Consider the following 19,116-nt stretch of genomic DNA (forward strand, 5'->3'; position numbering starts at 1 on the left):
TGGATGCCTGCCCGCCTCCGCTCAGAAGCCGAACTTGGACCGGTCGTAATGCTTGGCGCGAATCCGCCGCACCGTCTGCGTCTGCGACCGCATGACGATGGTCTCCGTCTCCACGCAGGTGCGATGGAACTTCACGCCGTTGAGGAAATTGCCGTCGGTCACGCCGGTCGCAGCGAAGATGATGTCGCCTGAGGCCAGTTCGTCACGGCGGTAGATCTTGTAGGGATCGCTGATCCCCATCTTTTCGGCCCGCACCCGCTTTTCGTTGGTGGTGAGTTGCAGGCGGCCCTGCATCTGTCCGCCGATGCAGCGCAGCGCCGCCGCGGCCAGCACGCCCTCGGGCGCACCACCGATCCCCATATAGATATCGATGCCGGTGTCGTCGGGCTCGGCCGTGTGGATCACGCCGGCCACGTCGCCGTCACCGATCAGGCGGATGGCGGCGCCGGCCGAGCGGACCTCCTCGATCAGCTGGGCATGGCGCGGACGGTCGAGCACGCAGACGGTGACCTCGGTCACCGGCACGCCCTTCGCCGCGGCGAGAGCGTTCAGGTTTTCCTCAACCGACCGCTCCAGCGAAACGATGTCCTCCGGATAGCCCGGTCCGACGGCGATCTTGTCCATGTAGACGTCGGGCGCCTTCAGGAGGCTGCCATGCACCGCCACGGCGATCGCCGTGATCGCATTGGGAAGGTTCTTGGCGCAGAGCGTCGAGCCTTCGAGCGGATCGAGCGCGATGTCGACGGGCGCACCATGGCCGGAGCCGACCTTCTCGCCGATGAACAGCATCGGCGCCTCGTCGCGCTCGCCCTCGCCGATCACCACCGTGCCGTCGATATCCAGCCGATTGAGCTCGGAGCGCATGGCATCGACGGCCGACTGGTCGGCGGCCATCTCGTCACCCCGGCCGCGAAACAGAGCCGCGGCGACGGCGGCCTGTTCGGTCACCCGCGCAAGCTCGATCGTCAGCACACGATCGAGATGGGCCGCGTCGTTGGCCTTCCCGTTCATGATTCGGCCTCCTTCAGAATCGTCCCGAGATATCTCCCCCTAATGTGAAAACGCAATGTCGCCTCCCAAGGCCCGATGGAACCCGGACGCCGGCGGCGGCCCGCGACCGGCACGTTCCGCTCAGCTCAGCGCCTCGATCCTGATCATACGCGGTTCTCCCTGGAGATGGCCGTCTTTCGAGACCGCCTCAAGGGCCTTGCGCACGGCCGCTTCGGTCGTCGCATGGGTGATCAGGATGACCGGCGCCGTAGCGCCCTCCTGGCCACCGCGCCGTCGCTGCACGATCGACTGCAGCGAAATGCCGTTCTCCGCCATGCGACGCGCGATCGAAGCAAAAGCGCCGACCCGGTCGAGCACGCTGAGGCGAATATAGTACCCGCCTTCGTGCGCACGCATCCGCGCCCGCTTGAACGGGATGAGGTTGTTCGGCGGCACTCCGAGCGTCGGCACGGCCGATCCCCCCGCCAGATCGAGAATGTCCGACAGCACGGCCGACGCCGTGGCGTCGCCGCCAGCGCCGGGTCCCGCCAGCAGGATCGAACCCAGGAGGTCCGTATCGACGGCCACCGCGTTGGTGACGCCGTCCACCTGGGCGAGCGCGGCGCTCGCCGGGATCATCGTCGGATGAACCCGTTGCTCGATGCCGGTGTCGGTCTGCTGGGCCACCGCGAGCAGCTTGATGCGATAGCCGAGTTCGGCCGCCGCCTCGATGTCGGCGCTCTCGACCTTTTCGATGCCTTCGACGAAGACCGACGACAGGTCGATCTCGCTGCCGAACGCCAGCGACGTCAGGATTGCCAGCTTGTGCGCCGCATCGAAGCCGCCGATGTCGAAAGTCGGATCGGCCTCCGCGTAGCCGAGCCGCTGGGCCTCGGCCAAACAGGCGTCGAAGCTCATGCCTTCGCGCTCCATGCGCGTCAGCATGTAGTTGCAGGTGCCGTTCAATATGCCGTAGACGCGCCGCACCGTGTTGCCGGCGAGGCCCTCACGAAGCGTCTTGATGATCGGGATGCCGCCCGCCACGGCCGCCTCGAAGAGGATCGTCGTATTCTTGCGATGCGCCAGCTTGGCGAGCGCCACACCATGATAGGCAAGCAGCGCCTTGTTCGCCGTGACCACCGGAATGCCGCGGTTGAGCGCAGCCTTCACCGCCTCCAGCGCCACCCCTTCGGAACCGCCGATCAACTCGACGAAGACATCGACGTCGCCTCGGGCGGCGAGTTCCACCGGATCGTCGAACCAGGCGCAGGACGACATGTCGAAGCCGCGATCGCGGTTCCGATCGCGGGCCGACAGCGCCGTCAACTCGATCGAGCGCCCGGCACGCATGGCGAACGCATTGTGCTTCTGCTGTGTCAGACGCGCCAACGACGCGCCGACCGTTCCCAGTCCGGCGAGCCCAAGCTTCATCGGCCCAGTCATGGCAAACCCTTGTCTAGGGGAGCATGCGATCGCGTGGATCGTCCGTCCCCCTCTCCTTTGTGTCGTCCCTCATGCGCTGCGAGCCGAGATCGGACCCGACCCGCAGAGCATATCCTAAGGCATCGGACGGCGCGCGGCGGTCAACGCCGCACGCCGAGCGGTACGACGTTCTGCCCTGTCGTTTCGCTGCTGGCAAGAAAGCGGCGGATGTTTCGCGCCGCCTGCCGAATCCGATGCTCGTTCTCGACCAGCGCGATGCGCACATGGTCGTCGCCATGTTCGCCGAAGCCGATGCCCGGTGCGACGGCGACATCGGCCTTTTCGATCAAGAGCTTGGAAAATTCCAGCGAGCCCATCGCCCGATAGGCGGGCGGCAGAGGCGCCCAGGCGAACATCGTCGCCGAGGGGGCCGGCACATCCCAGCCGGCGCGTCCAAAAGCCTCAACCAGCACGTCGCGCCGCCGCCGATAAGTCGAGCGCACCTCGTCGATGGCGGCGTCGTCGGCGTTGAGCGCCGCCGTCGCAGCCACCTGGATCGGCGTGAAGGCGCCGTAATCCAGATAGGATTTGACGCGGGCCAGCGCCGCGATCAACCGCTCGTTGCCGACCGCGAAACCCATGCGCCAACCGGGCATCGAAAAGGTCTTCGACATCGAGGTGAACTCGACCGTCACGTCCATCGCGCCGGGAACCTGCAGCACCGAGACCGGCGGCGGGCCGTCGAAATAGATTTCCGCATAGGCGAGATCGGATAGGATCACGATCTCATGCTTTTTCGCGAAGGCCACGACATCCTTGTAGAAGTCGAGATCGGCCTGGAACGCCGTCGGGTTCGACGGGTAGTTGAGAATGATGGCGATCGGCTTGGGGATCGAGTGATGGATCGCCCGATCCACCGCCGAAATGAAGCTGTCGTCCGGTGCCACCGGAATCGACCGGATCACGCCGCCGGACATGATGAAGCCGAAGGCGTGGATCGGATAGGTCGGATTCGGGCACAACACCACGTCGCCCGGCGCCGTGATGGCCTGCGCCATGTTGGCGAAGCCCTCTTTCGAGCCCAGCGTCGCCACCACCTGGGTTTCGGGGTTGAGCTTCACGCCGAAGCGACGCTCGTAATAATGGGCCTGGGCCTTGCGCAGCCCTGCGATTCCCTTGGAGGCCGAATAGCGATGGGTGCGCGGATCGCGAATCGCTTCGCACATCTTGTCGACGACGAAGCTCGGGGTCGGCAGATCCGGATTGCCCATGCCGAGATCGATGATGTCGGCCCCGGCCGCCCGCGCCGAAGCCTTGAGCCGGTTGACCTGCTCGAAGACATAAGGGGGCAGTCGACGGATCTTGTGGAACTCTTCCATGGTCAATGTCCTCGGCGCCGAGGCCCATCGTGGGATGATGGCGCCCAGCCGTTTGGAAAGATTACGACAGCGGCAAAAGAATGTCGCGGTGCGCGGCCGTCTAAGCCGCTGAATTCGACATCGGATGGAACCCGGGAATCGGGCGCCAATCCGTATCGGAATTCGTCACGAACCGCTTTCGATCTCTTGCAGCACTTCTTCAGGAGTCGGGATGCGACGCGCGGCAGAGCCGGACGATCCGGATGCTGCAGCTGCGTTGGCCTGCCGCCGGGCAGCGGTGAGTTGCGCGATCGACTGCCCGTAAGGCGTCCCGCTCCGCGCGCCGGCGGCGGTGGTAGCTCGGGCCGACGTCTGCAAGGCGCTGCGCTGATGGACGACTTCAGCGTTGGACATCTGCCGGGTCGCTGCGGTGGGCATGGCGCCGAGCAGCGGATAGCCGTCGGGGCCGAGCCGCTGCGTCGATGCGACGACGGGCGCCGGTTGCGTGGCAAGCATCGGATCCGCGTCGCCGGAAACGCCCGACTGGCATGCGGCGGCCGGCAGGCAGCCCAGCACCGCCGCAATCCGGATCCAACGCCAAGTGATCATCGTCCCATACTCGTCTTGCTCGAATGAGGCATTCGTCATAGCCCATAGCCTCGTCATTTCAAACGACAATCACTTTGATCCAGAAAAACAGGAAGATCTTGACGATCGATGACCCGCAGACGGCCGACGACCGGGCATCCGCCACCATCGGCTATCCCCGACCGCTGATCCAGGGCCGCCTGATCCGGCGCTATAAGCGCTTTCTGGCCGATGTCCTGGTCGACGCGACGGGCGAAACGGTGACCGCGCACTGTCCCAATCCCGGCTCCATGCTGGGGCTCGCCAGACCGGAATCCCGCGTTTTCCTGTCCCGCTCCGACAACCCCAAGCGCAAGCTCGCCTTCACGCTGGAATTGGTGGAGGCCGGCGGCACCCTGGTCGGCGTCAACACCGGCCGCGCCAATCGCGTGGCGGAAGCCGCGATCGCCAACGGCCTCGTCCCTGCGCTCGCCAAGCTCGGCCCCGCCCGGCGCGAGGTCCGCTATGGCGACGCCTCGCGCGTCGACCTGCTGTTTTCGGACGGCGGTCGGCCGACCTATGTCGAGGTCAAGAGCGTGACCTTGAGCCGGCAACCGGGGATCGCCGAATTTCCCGACAGCGTAACCGCGCGCGGCGCCCGCCATCTGCTTGAACTCGCCGCCAGGGTCGAGGCCGGCGACCGCGCGGCGATGCTCTTTCTGGTCCAGCGTGCCGACTGTACGGCACTGATGCTCGCCGCCGATCTCGATCCGGCCTATGCCGGGGCCTTCGCCATCGCCACAAATCGGGGGGTTGAAGCCTACGCCGTTCGGTGCGACATCACATCCAATGCGATCACGCCGGCCGAGCCGCTTCCGATCCTGCCGATTCGTATGAGCTGATGACCACCTATATCGACGCCGACACCCTTCCGAACCGCAATACGGGCGCCATCCGGCTCTATGACGAGGCGGCGTTCGAGGGCATGCGCAAGGCCTGCCAACTGACCGCGCGCTGCCTCGACAGCTTGGCCGACCTGGTCAAGCCTGGCGTGACGACCGACGAGCTCGACACGCACGTCTTCCGCTTCGCGCTGGAGGCCGGCGCGCTGATCGCGACGCTGCATTATCGCGGCTACCGCAAGGCAGTCTGCACCTCGATCAACCACGTCGTGTGCCATGGCATTCCCAACGACAAGCCGCTTCGCGAGGGCGACATCGTCAATATCGACGTGACGTTGATCGTCGACGGCTACTATGGCGATTCCTCGCGCATGTACCCGGTCGGCAAGGTCAAGCGCGCCGCCGAACGGCTCTGCGAGGTCACCTATCGCTCGCTGTTGCTCGGCATCGAGGCCGTGCGCCCCGGCGGGCACATGGGCGACATCGGCGCGGCGATCCAGGACTATGCCGAGGGCGAGCGTTGCTCGGTGGTCCGCGATTTCTGCGGCCACGGCGTCGGCCGCATCTTCCACGACGCCCCCAACGTCCTGCATTACGGCCGCCGCGGCGAAGGCGTCGAGATGCGTCCGGGCATGATCTTCACCATCGAACCGATGATCAATCTCGGCCGGCCGCACGTGAAAATCCTCAACGACGGCTGGACGGCGGTCACCCGAGATCGCAGCCTTTCGGCCCAGTACGAGCACACCGTCGGCGTGACGGAGACGGGCTGCGAAGTCTTCACACTGTCGCCCGCGGGGCTCGACATGCCGGGTTTTACCGGCGAATCCGGCCCGGCCGGATAGGACGCTATGGGCGAGGATGGCGCTTCTCGCGGCCTCGCCGAGGCCGCTTCCGCTGGAGCCGCTCCGGATGAGGCAAGACAGCCTCGCGCCCTGAAGCATTACGACGGGCATCGCGACAGGCTGCGCCAGCGCTTTGCCGAAGGCGGCAGCGCCGCGCTCGCCGACTACGAGCTTTTGGAACTGGTGCTGTTTCGTTCGATCCCGCGCCGCGACGTCAAACCGATTGCCAAGGCGTTGCTATCCCGCTTCAAGACCCTGCCAGAAGTCCTGAGCGCGCCGACGCATCTTCTGGCCGAGGTTGAGGGTGTCGGCGAGGCCACGGCGCTCGATCTCAAGATCGTCGCCGCCTTCAACCAGCGCGCCATGCGCTCGGAAATCAAGGCGCGCGAAGTCCTGACGTCCTGGTCGGCGGTTCTCGACTATTGCCGCGCGGCGATGGCTTTCGAAGCGCGCGAACAATTCCGCATCCTGTTCCTCGACAAGAAGAACGCCCTCATTGCCGACGAGGTGCAGCAGGTCGGGACGGTAGACCATACGCCGGTCTATCCGCGCGAGGTGGTGCGCCGCGCGCTGGAGCTCTCGGCGACCGCGATAATCCTCGTCCACAACCATCCGTCTCGTGCTATTCTGGTCCCGTTTAGTCACGCTAGATACCATTGAGAATAAACGATTTTTTTCCTTGTCGTAGTTCTGGCTGCAATGGCATACTGGGGTCGGTTTTTAGGGGGATTGACGCCCCTTTTGATCCCAGTCGCCGGCCCCACGAGAGCGTCTGGCGACCCCACTCGAAACCCGATGGGAGAGCCCAGTGCCAAGCCTTACCGATGGAGAAATCCGCCGCGCCTTGAAAACGGTCGAGCAGACCGGAAAGCAACTTAGTCTTGTAGACGGCGAAGGTCACGGGACGGGCCGCCTCGTCCTCATCATCAAGCCCATGCCCACGCGCGTCACTGCCGATTGGATGGCGCAACAATGGCGCGACAAGAAACGCTTGAAGAAGAAGCTTGGATCGTATCCGTCCATGACCCTTGCCCAGGCGCGGGAAGTGTTCAATCGAGATTTCGCCGGCATGATCCAGAAGGGTCGCAGCATCAAGATCGCAGGCGATACGCGCCCTGGAACAGTTGCAGACCTTTTCGAGGCTTATGTCTCTGCGCTCAAGGATGCCGGCAAGCCATCCTGGAAGGAGGCTGAAAAAGGTTTGAACAAGATGGCCGACACTCTTGGACGGAACCGGCCTGCCCGTGACATTGAGCCTGAGGAGATCACGGCGCTAATCCGCCCGATCTACGAGCGCGGCAAGCGATCAATGGCTGACCACGTACGCTCCTACATCCGTTCAGCCTACAGCTGGGGCCTGAAATCCGAGCACGACTATCGCAACAACTCCGAACGGCGCTTCCGCCTCTTCTACAATCCGGCGGCGGGCATCCCGACCGAGCCCAAGACCGTCGGCACGCGCTGGCTCGACGAGGAGGAATTTGTCCGGCTCTATCGCTGGCTAGAATGCCCTGATACGCCCGTTCATCCGCCGTATACCCGCGCCGTTCGGGTTCTCATGCTGACCGGCCAGCGTGTCGAGGAGATCGCTCGCCTGCACATCGACCAATGGGATGGCAAGGAACGGATCATTGACTGGTCGAAGACCAAGAACGGTAAGCCGCACGCAATTCCGGTACCGAAGATTGCTGCCGAAATCATCGAGTCGATCAATGTCAACGAGCATGGCTGGTTCTTCCCTTCGGCCATGGATCCGAGAAAGCCGGTTAGCGCGGGCACGCTATACTCGTTCATGTGGCGCCAACGAGATCGCGAAGTGATCCCGTATGTCACCAACCGGGATTTGCGGCGGACCTGGAAGACCCTTGCTGGCAAGGCAGGACTGTCGAAGGAAATCCGCGACCGAATTCAGAACCACACGCTACAGGATGTCAGTTCGAAGCACTACGATCGATGGAACTACATGGCCGAGAAGCGGGCTGCGATGGCCAAGTGGGAGAAGTTCGCCCGGTTCATGCTGGCCAAAAAGCGCCTCAAGCCGGTCGCCTAATGTACGCATCCTGTTGGGTCAACCCAACTCTGCCATATGGACCAATACGACAATTAAAGGAAACTAAGTAACATATTGATATTCCACATGATCGACCGCTGGATTGAAGGCCGCAGACAGGTGCGCATTCGGTGGCAACGCGATGCGCGCATCCTGCTCGAACGCTACGGCAACAATGCCTATTACGAAGCGCAACGCCGCGCGGCGGGAGCCCGAATCCACAATCATCGAGACTTCTGGCACTGGGCCAAGGTTGCTGCGGAGGTTGCCCGCCTCTCTCCCGATGTCGGAATGGACGTGGAAACTGTCCAGGCAATTGTCGACGATGAACTAAATTGCCGGCGGAGGAACAAATAGCGTCGGCGACTACACTCGCTCCCAACGAATTCGGCTAATCCCTTCTATCCGCGAATGATCCAGCAAAGCCGGTCAGCCAGGGCACGCTCTATTCGTTCATGTGGCGCCAATGCGACCGAGAGGTCCTCCTGTCGTGACCAGTCGCGATCTTCGCCTCTTCGCCGAACATGGAAGACGCTTGCGGGCAAGGCCGGCCTGTCGAAGGAGATCCGGAATCGGTTGTAAATCACGCGCTTTAGGACGTCAGCTCCAAGGCCTATGACCGCTGGAACTATATGCCCGCAAAGCGAACAGTTTTGGCTGGATGGGAAAAGTTCGTACGCCGACTATTGTCAAGGAAGAGGCACAAACCCGAGCTGAAGGAAGTTGCGTGACAACGTCGATCACATCCGCGGTGCCCGCCGAACGGCCTACGGAAAAGTTTCCCTCACCTGCGAAGCTTTATCGGTTTATTGCGCAGCGATGCGGAGCGAATCGAGAACCTCCGGCGTGATCGTGCCGGTTACTCTTAAGTTCCAATCGGACTGCATCTTCTCCAAGGCCTTTCGCGTTTCGGGCCCGACTATGCCATCGATGGCGCCGCTGTAGTAGCCATAGGCGTAAAGGCCGAGTTGTACACTCTTGACGATCTCCGTGAACTTTCCTGAATTGCCCGGCAGGATCTTAAGCGGTGCCTGTCGGATTTCCGCTGGGGCCGTCCGAGTGGTGCTTGGAGCCGGAATGTTGATAATACTCGGGCTTGGCGGCGAAGGATTCGCTGGTGCTGAGGGCATCGAATTGCTGGTAGGCGGAGGCGTGTAGGCTGGAGCCGGCGGGATGTAGGGCCGTGTCGAATAGCCACCGCCGGCGGAGGAGCGGTGGCTCGAATGCGAAGCATGACTGGAATGGCTTGAATGCGACCGGTGCGCCGCCAGTGTATAGATGTGGTTGAGCCGGAACCGCTCGAACAGCCTGGGCGTCGGATCCGGCTTCGGTATACTTACTCCCGGCGCCAGGGCAGCCGCCTTTTGCGGCAGCAAGCCTGCGGCCAGCAACGAGGGGATCAGGAAAACCCGCTTCTTCATGGCGCCCCCACCTGCGCAAATCCCTTGTTTTCAGCGTACCATTCGAAAAAGCCGCCGCACTGCGGCTTCATCTCGCAGCCGTCGCAACACCCCAGATATTTCCTCTTCCAATCCGAAATCGTTGACAGCGCGAGCGCCCGGTAGGCTTCGGGAACTGTGCAGCGAGGGAAATTGAACAGGCCGACATCAATCCCGTGCGCCCGTGCGATGTCGATCGCCGCCGCAACCGGCGCAAAATCGATTGAGTTGTCATAGAAAAGCGCATCCCAGTTTTTGCGCCCGTAGCCAATACTCTCGAGCTGCATGATCGCCCACGAGGCAATGAACGGCAGATGGCGGCTGACATGGCGAGCCAGGGCGGGAAGCCCAGCGGCGTTGGGCTGCATGACCACCGTCCGCAGCTCGATCGCGGCGCCGGCATGCGCCAGGACCGCAAAGGAGGTCGTCAAGCGATCAAACGCGCCTTCCTTGGCGACGATCTCGTCATGACGTGTAGGCTCGTCCGCATACAGCGGAATCCCCCACAGCACCCGGTCAGCCGGCATGGCGCGCAGGCTCACCAGATCGCCCCAGCCGAAATGCTGCCCGTTGGTCAGAACGTGAAAGCGTAGATCGGGCCGCGCCTCAAGCACCGATCCCAGGAAGCCGAACAACTCTTCTTTGAACAGCGTCGGCTCGCCGCCCGAAACGCCGAGATAGACGTCGCGAGGCGCAAGAAGCGCTGCCTGCGCAAAAAGCGGGAAAAGATCGGCATGATGTTTCTTGGGCGGCTGTGAGCACATCACGCAGAGCTGGTCGCAGAGCTCGGTCACTAGGAAGGTGTTGTGGGTAGATTTCGCTCGGATCAGTCGGTGCGCCGACTTTTGGCCAGGCAGAAGCAGCAGGACATCATCGCGGATGTCTTCACGGCGCGCCCGGAGCCGCAGGGAAAAGCCTGACAGATCGTATTCCGCCACCGGCCCGTCCTGGCCGAGGAAAACGGCGTCGAAGGGACCGACATTATCTTCGGACGCGCGCAGCCGGACGATGGTCGGTTCGCATAGCGGCAGGGGATCGAGCGGGAGGCGTAGCGGGATCATGCGTGCACCGGCGCCAGCAGATCGGGGAAGTCCGGGATGCCCAGCCAAAGTGCCAGTGATCGGCGGACTTTCGGATCACGGCTGTAGATCAGCGCGAATATCTTGTCGAAGATGAAGGTGTGGCGCCGGCAGAAATCCGTCAGCGGCTTGGGTAGATCGATCCGACCCTCGCGTGATATCTCGTCGATTAGGTCGACCCCGCAATAGGCCTGATAGGGGCAATGAATGCAGTCGGGATCGAAGCTGTTGGTCGCGTTCTCGTTGAGCGCAGAGATTTTTTCCCGATCCAGCCCTGAGAACACCGAGCCGATCGAAAGATCTATCTGGCCCACGCGGGTCATCATCCGCGCCTCGTCGGTAGGATAGAAACGACCGTCGAAGTCGATCAGCAGATAGTCGCGGGCAAGGAAATCGGGATTGCGGATATTGACGTGGCCATCCAGCCCGCCCTTAAAAATCCGACGCAGGCAGTGAACAAAATAAAACTCCTCCAGCGGCTCGTCTTCTTCCGCGTTCCTATCGATCAGCAGATCGATGAAGGCGCCGTAATAGTCGTTCCACTTTTCGGCGATGTGGCGGGCGGCATGCCGTGAGCGCGCAAATCCCTGATAGTTGATCGGGCGCAGGTAGATCGAGCGGATGCCATAGGCCGTGAACGCCTCAATCACTGCTTCCATTGTGGGCGGGTTTTGCACATCGATGGTTGGTAGTGCGGAAACCCGACCCGATCCCAGACGGCCAACCGCTTCGCGCAGATTGGCGAAGAACGTCTCTGTGATGCCGGCCGTTTCCGTGCGCTGCCGCCGGTGCGTGGCCGGATCGCCATCGAGCGAGGTGCTCACAAAGGTATCGGCAGCGTCCAGAAAGGTCCATTCCGCCGGGCCTAACCGTTGCAGGTTGGTGCAGACGACAAATTCAGCATGAGCAAAGCGCTCCCGGCAAAAACGCCGAACTTCTTCCAGAAGATCGACGCGCAACAGCGGCTCGCCGCCCTGGAATTCAATCTTGATCCGGTCGCTCGTCAGACCGCTCAGATAGGTCAAAACCGCATCGAGCGTTTCCGGGGTCCAGTCATAGCCGACCGCCCGTTCGTCGGCGCGCGACACCTGGCAATAGGAGCAGGCCAGATTGCAACGCAGCGTCGGCACCAGCATCAGATAGTTGATGTCTGCCGCCTTGCTCTGCCGCGCCGACCAGCGATAAGCGAAAGCCGTATAGTCGAGGTCCCCGACTTGCTGAAAAGAGTGGCCGCCCGAGCCCAGAAAGCGGCAATCGGCTTGCGACAGCGTCCCTTTCGCGTACCGATCTAGAAAGTCCTCGCTGGCACGGAAGAAGCCGCCCGCGTCATCTGCGAACAACAGGCTGCCATCCGCTAACGATCGGAATTTCAGTGGCCAGACAGTCATTTCCCAAGCAGCCCGTCAATCAGGGTGCGTCGTAATGGCAGGGTTTCTGCATAAATCCGTTCCCTATAGACGATGTGCAGGACGTCCCGTCTTAAGGTGGGGCTATCCGAAGACGTCGCTCCGGAGACCTGGAGCCCTTTGGAAGTGATTGAAAATTCGAGGTGTGGGTAGAGGTAGCCCAGTCGTATCGCCGCGGCTGGCAAATAAGCGTCGAACGACGAGTCGATCAGGATCGGTACAGGATCCGCTGTGGACATTTATTCGCTCACACAATCACGCGCAGGTTGCACAACAAAATTGACCCAATTGTCAGTGAATGCAAGCAACATGTCAGCGGACGCGTGCGCTACCCAAGCCCGACCGATGATCCTCACGGCATCCTGCCAAAGCGCGACACGCACGGATAAGATGATGCACTTGGCAAGTTGCTTTGCCCCACCGCCAACGCCACGTTGAACCTTGCGAAGCGATCCTCCTGGTTTGCAAGTGCTGCGTCAGCCTCCCCGACACCCCGTTCGGTTCACCGGCTGACGGAAAGCTCTCCAGACACGACGAGATAGCAAACGGTGTGTCGCGTCAATTTTGGGCTGCCATCCACAGAATCCGGCCAGAACCGCCCTCCCCGCGATCAAAAGCAGCATTCGAATCCGGCATCAGCGCCCCGTTCCAACATTACGAACGAGAGACGCATGACTGCCACACCAAGACTGACCGCCCAGAAGATCGCCGCATACTGCCGCCAGCGGGCGGCTCCGGTGCTGACGCCGGAGGAGACGGAAGCGATCCGCGCCTATCTAGCGGATCTTCTCGCCGTGCGGGCTTTTCCGCCCTACCGCGGACGTTGGATCGACGTCGTCCCCATCGCTGAGACGACGGGGATAGCACCGGCGAGCCTGCTTGCTGCTCGAAACCATCTTCAGCCGGTCTTCGATGCCCTCTGCCGGGCGTTGGCCGCTCCGGAACAGAAGGCAGAACCGGTACAGAAGCCGCGTCCGGCCACTCGTCGCAAGCCGGGGCGAAAGCCGCGACCGATCGTTCAATATCCCGACCCCATCCAACCGGCCTCGGAAGATCCGGAGGACTTCGCGGCAGCGTTACGTCTTCAGATCGAGCGGCATGGTGAAACCGCCCACTATCTCCATCGGGCGATTGCCGATACCGGAATCGCCTTCGAACCACAGACGATCTCCAATTGGTGCAAAGGCGCCTCGGCGCCACGGACCGTGAAGAGCCTCGAGGTGCTGAAGCAGATCGAGGAGCGCTATCGGCTCCCCGACGGATACTTCGGGGCGAAGCTCCCCCGGCGAAACCACGCCGTTCGCGGTCACATGCTGGCGGACATCCCAGCCTCGGAACGGCGGCGGCTCGCCTGGCATCTGCCAGACGATTTCTCTCGCCGGTCCGCCGCCGAGCAGATCGAAATCCTCACCTGGGTCCGCACGGTCGTCATCAGCGGCAGCACCGAGTACCGGCGCTTCCAGGCCGCCGCGATGAAGCAGCGCTATGCTATCCGCTTCCGCAATTTCGACGGTACGCGGCGCCGCTGGAACCTGAAACCGACCTCTCTGTCGAATGGCGTCGTCGACGCTCCGGCTCGGCTACAGAGGGAAATGGACGACCTTCTGAGATTCAAGACGGCGACGCTGACGACATTCGGCTTCCATCGGAACGGTGTTTGGAATCCGGAAACCGCGGCGCAGAAGATCGAACACTTCGGACTGATGTTCGGCGCCCTCGCCGCATCTCGTGACGGCGAGATCGCAGGCTTCGGCGTCGACCTCGCCTCGCTCTCCTTCGGCATCTTCGTCTTCCCCGCCGTGTGGGACTGGTATCTGCAGTGGCGCGAGCAAAGACGCGGCTTCTACACCCAGTGGGAAGTCGACATGCTAAGTATCGTTCTCGGCCTGGTGCGGGAAAACACGGGCTGGCTGCGACAGACGCCACGGCTGGCCGAACACCTGACGCCGATTCCGGGCCTCGTCTCGAAAATCGACATTGCGGAGGCCCAGAGCGACTGGAACGCGGCCTGCGACGCCATGCATCGACACGGGCGTAGTCGAATTAAGGAGATCGAGCGCGTCGCCCGCGTTCACCGCGATCCGTTCGAGCCCATCCTTCCGATTCTGGAGGCCAAGAGCCCGGTCGGCGAATATCGGAAGATCACCGAGGAGATCCTCCGGCTGATGCCCGACGAGCGCCGATATCCGCGAGCTGCCGCCGAGGCTGTGCGGTCCTTCCTGATGCTCCGCCTCGGCCTCCATCTCGGCCTTCGCCAGAAAAACCTGAGGGAGCTTCTCGTCTGCCCGCTCGGGCGCCTTCCCACCGGTGAGCGCCGCCTGGAGGAGCTGCGTCGCGGTGAGCTTCGATGGAATTCTCGCGAGGCCGGATGGGAGGTGCTGATTCCGTCCGTGGCCTTCAAGAACGCCAACTCGTCCTTCTTCGGCTCCAAGCCGTTCCGGCTGATTCTGCCCGATCTTGGCAGCCTCTACGACATGATCTCCACCTACATCGTGCGTCACCGACATCGCCTTGTCGGCCCTGCTAAGGATCCCGGCACCTTTTTCGTCAAGACGGTGAAAATGCGCAGTGCGAACGCCGCGTATGACCAGAACACGTTCTACGAGGCCTGGCGCCTGACGATCCAGCGATACGGGATCTACAATCCCTATACCGGCAACGGGGTGATCAAAGGACTCCTGCCGCACGGCCCGCACAACGTCCGCGACGTGCTGGCGACGCACATCCTGAAGCAGACTGGGTCCTACGAACAGGCGAGCTACGCCATTCAGGACACTCCGGAGATGGTCGCCCAGCACTACGGCCGGTTCCTTCCGCAGGACAAGGCCGAGATCGCCGCGCAGATCCTGAACCGGGTCTGGGAAGCAGCTTAGGAGATTTCCCCGGCGTTTTTCGCGCCGGGGAAATTCAAGGATCTATGGTGATCGGGTTTAACCTGTGCACTCTCCTCCAATCCTACAGGTGTCACTCGATAGTATTCGTCCATCGTCGTACCGAAATACGCCAAAGTCGTTCTAATGCTCGCTATTTTCGAACTCGTTACTTACAAATACTGATATTCACTGCTCGCCTGAGAGGCTCGACACCCAGCGGCGCCACAGCATCCGTCTGCACAGTGAATCCGAGAAGATATAACGGGCCATAAAATAGTGGCGGATGACGACAAACCGGCCCCATCTGCTACCCTACGTTGATTCGATTGTCTCTGCTCATTCTGGGTTTTCGCGATACCAACGCGGTCTCATCGTGCACGAAATTTCCTGGAGGACCTCATGCGCCTTTGGCTCCCATTGTTTGCATCTCTCGTACTGCTATCCCTACCGACAATTGTGCACGGAGCAGGTTTTTCTGTCGGACAACAAGTTGTTCTCCGGGCGAGTAATGCACTGGGTGTACCGCTGCACCGCAAGGCGCAAAACAGCCTGTTCGGCCGAGGCGAAGATGGCTCGCTGGGCAAAATCACGGAAGTCGCGCATGGCGGTAAGTGGCTCCACGTTCAGATTGAACATGGAGCCATTGCTTGGATTGTCTCTAAGTACCTCGAAAGTGCATCAGACGAAGCAATGCCGATCACGCCTTCGGATGCCAGCGAACAGCTCGTCGGCCCTTTCTCGTCTCGAGCGAGTTGCGAACGTGCTGTGCAGAGCGGAGCTCGGTTCGAGCCGAAAGATCACAGCCAAATCCGTATCGCGACCTGGAACATTCGATGGTTTCCCATTGGGGATCCCCACGATAGCGGTAAAGAAACTGATTTGGCCTGGCTCGCTTGTGCGATCGCCTATCTCGAGCCCGACGTCGTCGCCCTGCAAGAAATCACGGCCGGACCAGAGGCCAATGTTGCCTGGGCGGTTGTCACCGACGGTGTACAGAAGCTGGTGGGTGGCGACTGGCGCGTCGACCTGCAGGAATGCGGTGGCGAGAGCTCACAGCATGTCGGCTTTCTCTACAATTCTAGGAGGGTGACACTGAGCGGAACTCGTGACATCTGGGAGATGAATGGCGCGGCCAAGGATCCACTCAACCCTTGTGCTGGAAATTTGCGCCCTGGACGCGCCGCTTACGTCCGGAAGGTTGGCACCGGAGCCGACTTTCATCTTGTTGCTGTTCATGCGGATTCTGGAACTTCCGAACGCGACTACAATCATCGCCAGGAAGCGATTGGACGCCTTGGCGCTCTTTTCGATGATCTTCAGCAGGATGTTTCCGACTCCGACATGGTTGTGCTCGGCGACTTTAATACGATGGGCGCGCAAGACATTATGAGCGGGCCCGCTGAAATCGACCGCCTTCGCCAACACGTCCGGACTGAAGCGCCAGGGTTTCGGCTCATCGACAATCCCCTACACTGTTCGGAATACTTCGATGGCGCCTGCAGCTGGCTAGACCAAGTTATCGTCACCGAGTCTATGGAGGAAGTTCGGGAAACAAAAATTGCCGTGAGCGGCTACTGCGCCATGCTGGAAGGTAGGCCATTCGGTAGTGCGGAGCCAGCCGCGTACAAGGCTCTCTCGGATCATTGCCCGATCGTCGTCGACGTGCTGGATCAGGACCTTGACTGACCCTCTATCAAGAGTCCCGTATTATCCCAATATTCCGGGGCCCTCGCGCCAATCGCGTCAGAGCCCACAAAAGCCGTTAAAGGTCGCTCGCAGCATTGTCGCACCGGGCGCGGGGCCGGCCCGCTGCGCAGGCCGTCAGCTTCTAGTCACTGGCAGGTGTGAAATCCATTCTGTCTGGTAACAGCGCGCATGCTTTGCTGCTGAGAGAGCAAGAGGTTGGCTGAGATTTCCGTGACGGGTTGGAAGCCAGAGAGAGGGTCTCCGGCGCCCGTCATGGAGATGTCAGATGACCCAGGTGGAGATTCTGAGCGGCGCTGGCGGCGAGCGCGGCAATGGCGGCTACAAGGTGGATGCGAGCCGCGGCGGAACGAGCGGCCGCGTGTCGTCGGAGTGGTTCTCGCGGCCCGCGGACGAACGCTATCTGTCGCTGTCGGAGCTTTATGCTGCCGTGCGCGGCCGGACCGACCACAGTCGCACGAGGACGGTCGAGAGTGCTGCCATTCGCGTCGAGGCTAGCCGCGAAGATCCCGAGCGCCTGGCGCTGATGCTGCCGGATGCAGAGACGCCGGTTGCGCCCACCCATTGGAGTTTTGGCCAGCTTTCGAGTCTCGTCGGCGCTCCGGCGGCCTATCTGCGCCAGCTTCCCGCGCCGCTCGCCGGCATCAACCTGCAATATGGCCTGACCTCGCACCGCGCCGAGCAAGTGAAGACGCTGGAGATCGAAGATGGCCGCGTCGAGCTGCGCGCCGTCACCGGCCCCGACTACGGCCGCATCTTCGACCATGAGTTGGTCGAGGCGGTGCAGCGGATCGCCGGCAACGGCACCGGCGACACGCGATGGAAGGTGCCGGGCGTGCTCGACTGGTCGACCGGCATCTACAATCCCCGCGTCGACATTACCCAGGACACGACAACGCTCTATGCCTCGGACCGCGACGTCTTCCTGTTCCTTGTCGACGATCTCAATCCCATTGAAGCAGGTCGGCTGCCGGATGGCTCGCCCGACCTCTACTTCCGGGGCTTCTACTGCTGGAACTCGGAGGTCGGCGCCAAGACGCTCGGTATTGCGAGCTTCTATCTCCGGGCGGTCTGCCAGAACCGCAATCTTTGGGGCGTGGAAGATTTCCAGGAGATCACCATCCGCCATTCGAAGTATGCCGCCTCGCGCTTTGCCCATGAGGCGGCGCCGGCACTGACCCGCTTCGCCAACTCCTCGCCCATGCCCTTCGTCAACGGCATTAAGGCGGCGCGCGAGACGGTCGTCGCCCGCAGCGACGAGGATCGCACCGACTTCCTGCGCAAGCGCGGCTTCTCCAAGGGCGAGACCGCGAAGATCATCGAGACGGTGCTCGCGGAGGAAGGCCGCAAGCCGGAAAGCGTGTTCGACTTCGTGCAAGGCATCACCGCCGTCGCGCGCGACAAGCCGCACCAGGATGCCCGGCTCGACATGGAAGCGCGGGCAAAGAAGCTGCTCGACCGAGCGGCGTGACGGTGCCGATGCCGGAGACGCGGAATGCCGTGTCTCCGGCTTTGCCGCTCAGCGTTCGTGAGTCGGTCTGCTTTCCGGCCCAACCAGACGGCCGACGACCTTGATAGCTTCGGCTCACGACATCATGTATGCTGTTGTCCTACAGCACTTCGGAGCATCGCCATGGCCAATCTCGCACCAGTGAGCGTCCGCATCTCGGCCCGCGAGCGCGAGCTTCTCGAAGCGGCGGCCGAGCAGTCCCGCACAAACTTGAGCGACTTCATCCGCCGCAAGGCGGTGGAGGCGGCCGAACTCGACCTCGTCCACCAGAACCGCGTAGTCATCCCCGCAGCCGAATGGGAGAAGGTTGAGGCGTGGGCGGCAAGCCCGGCCAAGGATGTGCCGGGTCTCAGCGATCTCGCCAAGACCGCGCCGGCATGGCGCGACTGAAACCGCCGCGGCCGCTCGACGAAAGCGACGATCGCGAGAGCTTCGACTGCGGCCGCGAATCCATGAACCAGTGGTTCCGGCGTCATGCCTGGCGCAATCAGCAGCTCGGCGTCTCCCGGACCACGGTGCTTCAAGACAGCGAAAGCGGCGCCATCGCCGGCTATGTCACGTTGAGCACCGGGCAGATCGAGCGCGAGTTCCTGCCCAAGGCGGCGCAGCGCAACAAGCCGGACCCGATCCCGATCTTCTTGCTTGGCCAGCTCGCCGTCGACCGGCGATTTCAGGGCGCTGGCGTTGCCCGATCGCTGCTGTTCTATGCCCTGACGACGTCGGTTCTGGTGTCCCGGCAGATCGGCAGCTTTGGCGTTCTCACTCATCCGCTCGACGACGAGGTCCGCGGCTTCTATCGCCGTTTCGGCTTCGAGGAGCTTCCCGGCGATCCGCGACACGCCATGATCGTCCGCATCAAGGACCTTGAGCGGAATGGCTTTGGCGCAAGCTGAAAGCCGCTGGTCTGGAGCGCTTTCAGCCACCCAGACCGCCGCTCCAGCTTCGTCGTTGCCGCCTTCTCGACCACCATT

17 protein-coding genes are annotated in these 19,116 nt (G+C 62.3%); 10 read left to right on the forward strand and 7 right to left on the reverse strand.

Translation table 11 applies throughout. The annotated features are described in order from the left end of the window. Positions 1 to 21: 21 nt before the first annotated feature. From glpX to SMD10_RS05035, 4 genes are all read right to left on the reverse strand, one after another. Complete coding sequence (glpX, locus tag SMD10_RS05020; RefSeq protein ID WP_331684558.1) at positions 22 to 1,011, reverse strand: class II fructose-bisphosphatase; 990 nt, start codon at positions 1,009 to 1,011, stop codon at positions 22 to 24. A 120-nt stretch (positions 1,012 to 1,131) separates the two neighbouring features. After that, positions 1,132 to 2,433, reverse strand: a complete 1,302-nt coding sequence (locus SMD10_RS05025; RefSeq protein WP_331684559.1) for a homoserine dehydrogenase — start codon at positions 2,431 to 2,433, stop codon at positions 1,132 to 1,134. Between the two features lie 140 nt (positions 2,434 to 2,573). After that, positions 2,574 to 3,791, reverse strand: coding sequence for an LL-diaminopimelate aminotransferase (locus SMD10_RS05030; RefSeq protein ID WP_331684560.1), 1,218 nt, complete (start codon positions 3,789 to 3,791; stop codon positions 2,574 to 2,576). 165 nt (positions 3,792 to 3,956) lie between these two features. Beyond that, positions 3,957 to 4,379 carry a hypothetical protein gene (locus SMD10_RS05035; RefSeq protein WP_331684561.1) on the reverse strand — a complete coding sequence of 141 codons (423 nt, stop codon included), beginning with the start codon at positions 4,377 to 4,379 and terminating at the stop codon, positions 3,957 to 3,959. Between the two features lie 146 nt (positions 4,380 to 4,525). On the opposite strand from SMD10_RS05035, the gene sfsA reads away from it, so the two are divergent. From sfsA to SMD10_RS05060, 5 genes are all read left to right on the forward strand, one after another. Beyond that, complete coding sequence (sfsA, locus tag SMD10_RS05040) at positions 4,526 to 5,239, forward strand: DNA/RNA nuclease SfsA (RefSeq protein ID WP_331684632.1); 714 nt, start codon at positions 4,526 to 4,528, stop codon at positions 5,237 to 5,239. Further along, positions 5,239 to 6,084 carry a type I methionyl aminopeptidase gene (gene map, locus SMD10_RS05045; protein WP_331684562.1) on the forward strand — a complete coding sequence of 282 codons (846 nt, stop codon included), beginning with the start codon at positions 5,239 to 5,241 and terminating at the stop codon, positions 6,082 to 6,084. The genes sfsA and map overlap by 1 nt, the downstream gene beginning before the upstream one ends. Positions 6,085 to 6,090: 6 nt before the next feature. Then, positions 6,091 to 6,744: a JAB domain-containing protein gene (locus SMD10_RS05050; RefSeq protein WP_331684563.1), complete on the forward strand. Its 654-nt coding sequence runs from the start codon at positions 6,091 to 6,093 to the stop codon at positions 6,742 to 6,744. 148 nt (positions 6,745 to 6,892) lie between these two features. Beyond that, positions 6,893 to 8,134 carry a tyrosine-type recombinase/integrase gene (locus SMD10_RS05055; protein WP_331684564.1) on the forward strand — a complete coding sequence of 414 codons (1,242 nt, stop codon included), beginning with the start codon at positions 6,893 to 6,895 and terminating at the stop codon, positions 8,132 to 8,134. Positions 8,135 to 8,221: 87 nt separating this feature from the next. Next, complete coding sequence (locus SMD10_RS05060) at positions 8,222 to 8,491, forward strand: hypothetical protein (protein WP_331684565.1); 270 nt, start codon at positions 8,222 to 8,224, stop codon at positions 8,489 to 8,491. A gap of 449 nt (positions 8,492 to 8,940) precedes the next feature. Here SMD10_RS05060 and hxsA read toward each other — a convergent pair whose 3' ends face one another. The 3 genes from hxsA to hxsB are packed head-to-tail and all read right to left on the reverse strand — an operon-like array spanning position 8,941 to position 12,040. After that, positions 8,941 to 9,555, reverse strand: a complete 615-nt coding sequence (gene hxsA / locus SMD10_RS05065; RefSeq protein WP_331684566.1) for a His-Xaa-Ser repeat protein HxsA — start codon at positions 9,553 to 9,555, stop codon at positions 8,941 to 8,943. After that, positions 9,552 to 10,634: a His-Xaa-Ser system radical SAM maturase HxsC gene (gene hxsC / locus SMD10_RS05070; protein ID WP_331684567.1), complete on the reverse strand. Its 1,083-nt coding sequence runs from the start codon at positions 10,632 to 10,634 to the stop codon at positions 9,552 to 9,554. Before hxsC ends, hxsA begins: the two co-directional genes overlap by 4 nt. Next, positions 10,631 to 12,040: a His-Xaa-Ser system radical SAM maturase HxsB gene (gene hxsB / locus SMD10_RS05075; RefSeq protein WP_331684568.1), complete on the reverse strand. Its 1,410-nt coding sequence runs from the start codon at positions 12,038 to 12,040 to the stop codon at positions 10,631 to 10,633. The genes hxsC and hxsB overlap by 4 nt, the downstream gene beginning before the upstream one ends. Positions 12,041 to 12,729: 689 nt before the next feature. Here hxsB and SMD10_RS05080 point away from each other — a divergent pair. The 5 genes from SMD10_RS05080 to SMD10_RS05100 all read left to right on the forward strand — a co-directional run bounded on the left by SMD10_RS05080 (position 12,730) and on the right by SMD10_RS05100 (position 19,038). Beyond that, entirely contained in the window at positions 12,730 to 14,931 is a 2,202-nt protein-coding gene (locus SMD10_RS05080) for a hypothetical protein (protein ID WP_331684569.1), read from the forward strand. A gap of 399 nt (positions 14,932 to 15,330) precedes the next feature. Beyond that, the gene (locus tag SMD10_RS05085) at positions 15,331 to 16,617 is read left to right on the forward strand and encodes an endonuclease/exonuclease/phosphatase family protein (RefSeq protein WP_331684570.1); all 1,287 of its coding nucleotides are present in this window, start codon (positions 15,331 to 15,333) and stop codon (positions 16,615 to 16,617) included. A 286-nt stretch (positions 16,618 to 16,903) separates the two neighbouring features. Next, on the forward strand, positions 16,904 to 18,106 hold the full coding sequence (locus SMD10_RS05090; protein ID WP_331684571.1) for a DUF932 domain-containing protein: 1,203 nt from the start codon (positions 16,904 to 16,906) through the stop codon (positions 18,104 to 18,106). Positions 18,107 to 18,268: 162 nt separating this feature from the next. Beyond that, on the forward strand, positions 18,269 to 18,535 hold the full coding sequence (locus tag SMD10_RS05095) for a type II toxin-antitoxin system TacA family antitoxin (protein WP_331684572.1): 267 nt from the start codon (positions 18,269 to 18,271) through the stop codon (positions 18,533 to 18,535). Continuing rightward, on the forward strand, positions 18,523 to 19,038 hold the full coding sequence (locus SMD10_RS05100; protein ID WP_331684573.1) for a GNAT family N-acetyltransferase: 516 nt from the start codon (positions 18,523 to 18,525) through the stop codon (positions 19,036 to 19,038). Before SMD10_RS05095 ends, SMD10_RS05100 begins: the two co-directional genes overlap by 13 nt. Positions 19,039 to 19,116: the final 78 nt, after the last annotated feature.

The sequence above is a fragment of the Consotaella aegiceratis genome, from assembly GCF_036541425.1.
GTDB lineage: Bacteria > Pseudomonadota > Alphaproteobacteria > Rhizobiales > Rhizobiaceae > Consotaella > Consotaella aegiceratis.

What these genes read in the sequence shown, in the direction of transcription:
- glpX (WP_331684558.1), bottom strand. Translation starts at nt 1,011, where the DNA reads ATGAACGGGAAGGCCAACGACGCGGCCCATCTCGATCGTGTGCTGACG.
- SMD10_RS05025 (WP_331684559.1), bottom strand. Translation starts at nt 2,433, where the DNA reads ATGACTGGGCCGATGAAGCTTGGGCTCGCCGGACTGGGAACGGTCGGC.
- SMD10_RS05030 (WP_331684560.1), bottom strand. Translation starts at nt 3,791, where the DNA reads ATGGAAGAGTTCCACAAGATCCGTCGACTGCCCCCTTATGTCTTCGAG.
- SMD10_RS05035 (WP_331684561.1), bottom strand. Translation starts at nt 4,379, where the DNA reads ATGATCACTTGGCGTTGGATCCGGATTGCGGCGGTGCTGGGCTGCCTG.
- map (WP_331684562.1), top strand. Translation starts at nt 5,239, where the DNA reads ATGACCACCTATATCGACGCCGACACCCTTCCGAACCGCAATACGGGC.
- SMD10_RS05050 (WP_331684563.1), top strand. Translation starts at nt 6,091, where the DNA reads ATGGGCGAGGATGGCGCTTCTCGCGGCCTCGCCGAGGCCGCTTCCGCT.
- SMD10_RS05060 (WP_331684565.1), top strand. Translation starts at nt 8,222, where the DNA reads ATGATCGACCGCTGGATTGAAGGCCGCAGACAGGTGCGCATTCGGTGG.
- hxsA (WP_331684566.1), bottom strand. Translation starts at nt 9,555, where the DNA reads ATGAAGAAGCGGGTTTTCCTGATCCCCTCGTTGCTGGCCGCAGGCTTG.
- hxsC (WP_331684567.1), bottom strand. Translation starts at nt 10,634, where the DNA reads ATGATCCCGCTACGCCTCCCGCTCGATCCCCTGCCGCTATGCGAACCG.
- hxsB (WP_331684568.1), bottom strand. Translation starts at nt 12,040, where the DNA reads ATGACTGTCTGGCCACTGAAATTCCGATCGTTAGCGGATGGCAGCCTG.
- SMD10_RS05080 (WP_331684569.1), top strand. Translation starts at nt 12,730, where the DNA reads ATGACTGCCACACCAAGACTGACCGCCCAGAAGATCGCCGCATACTGC.
- SMD10_RS05085 (WP_331684570.1), top strand. Translation starts at nt 15,331, where the DNA reads ATGCGCCTTTGGCTCCCATTGTTTGCATCTCTCGTACTGCTATCCCTA.
- SMD10_RS05090 (WP_331684571.1), top strand. Translation starts at nt 16,904, where the DNA reads ATGACCCAGGTGGAGATTCTGAGCGGCGCTGGCGGCGAGCGCGGCAAT.
- SMD10_RS05095 (WP_331684572.1), top strand. Translation starts at nt 18,269, where the DNA reads ATGGCCAATCTCGCACCAGTGAGCGTCCGCATCTCGGCCCGCGAGCGC.
- SMD10_RS05100 (WP_331684573.1), top strand. Translation starts at nt 18,523, where the DNA reads ATGGCGCGACTGAAACCGCCGCGGCCGCTCGACGAAAGCGACGATCGC.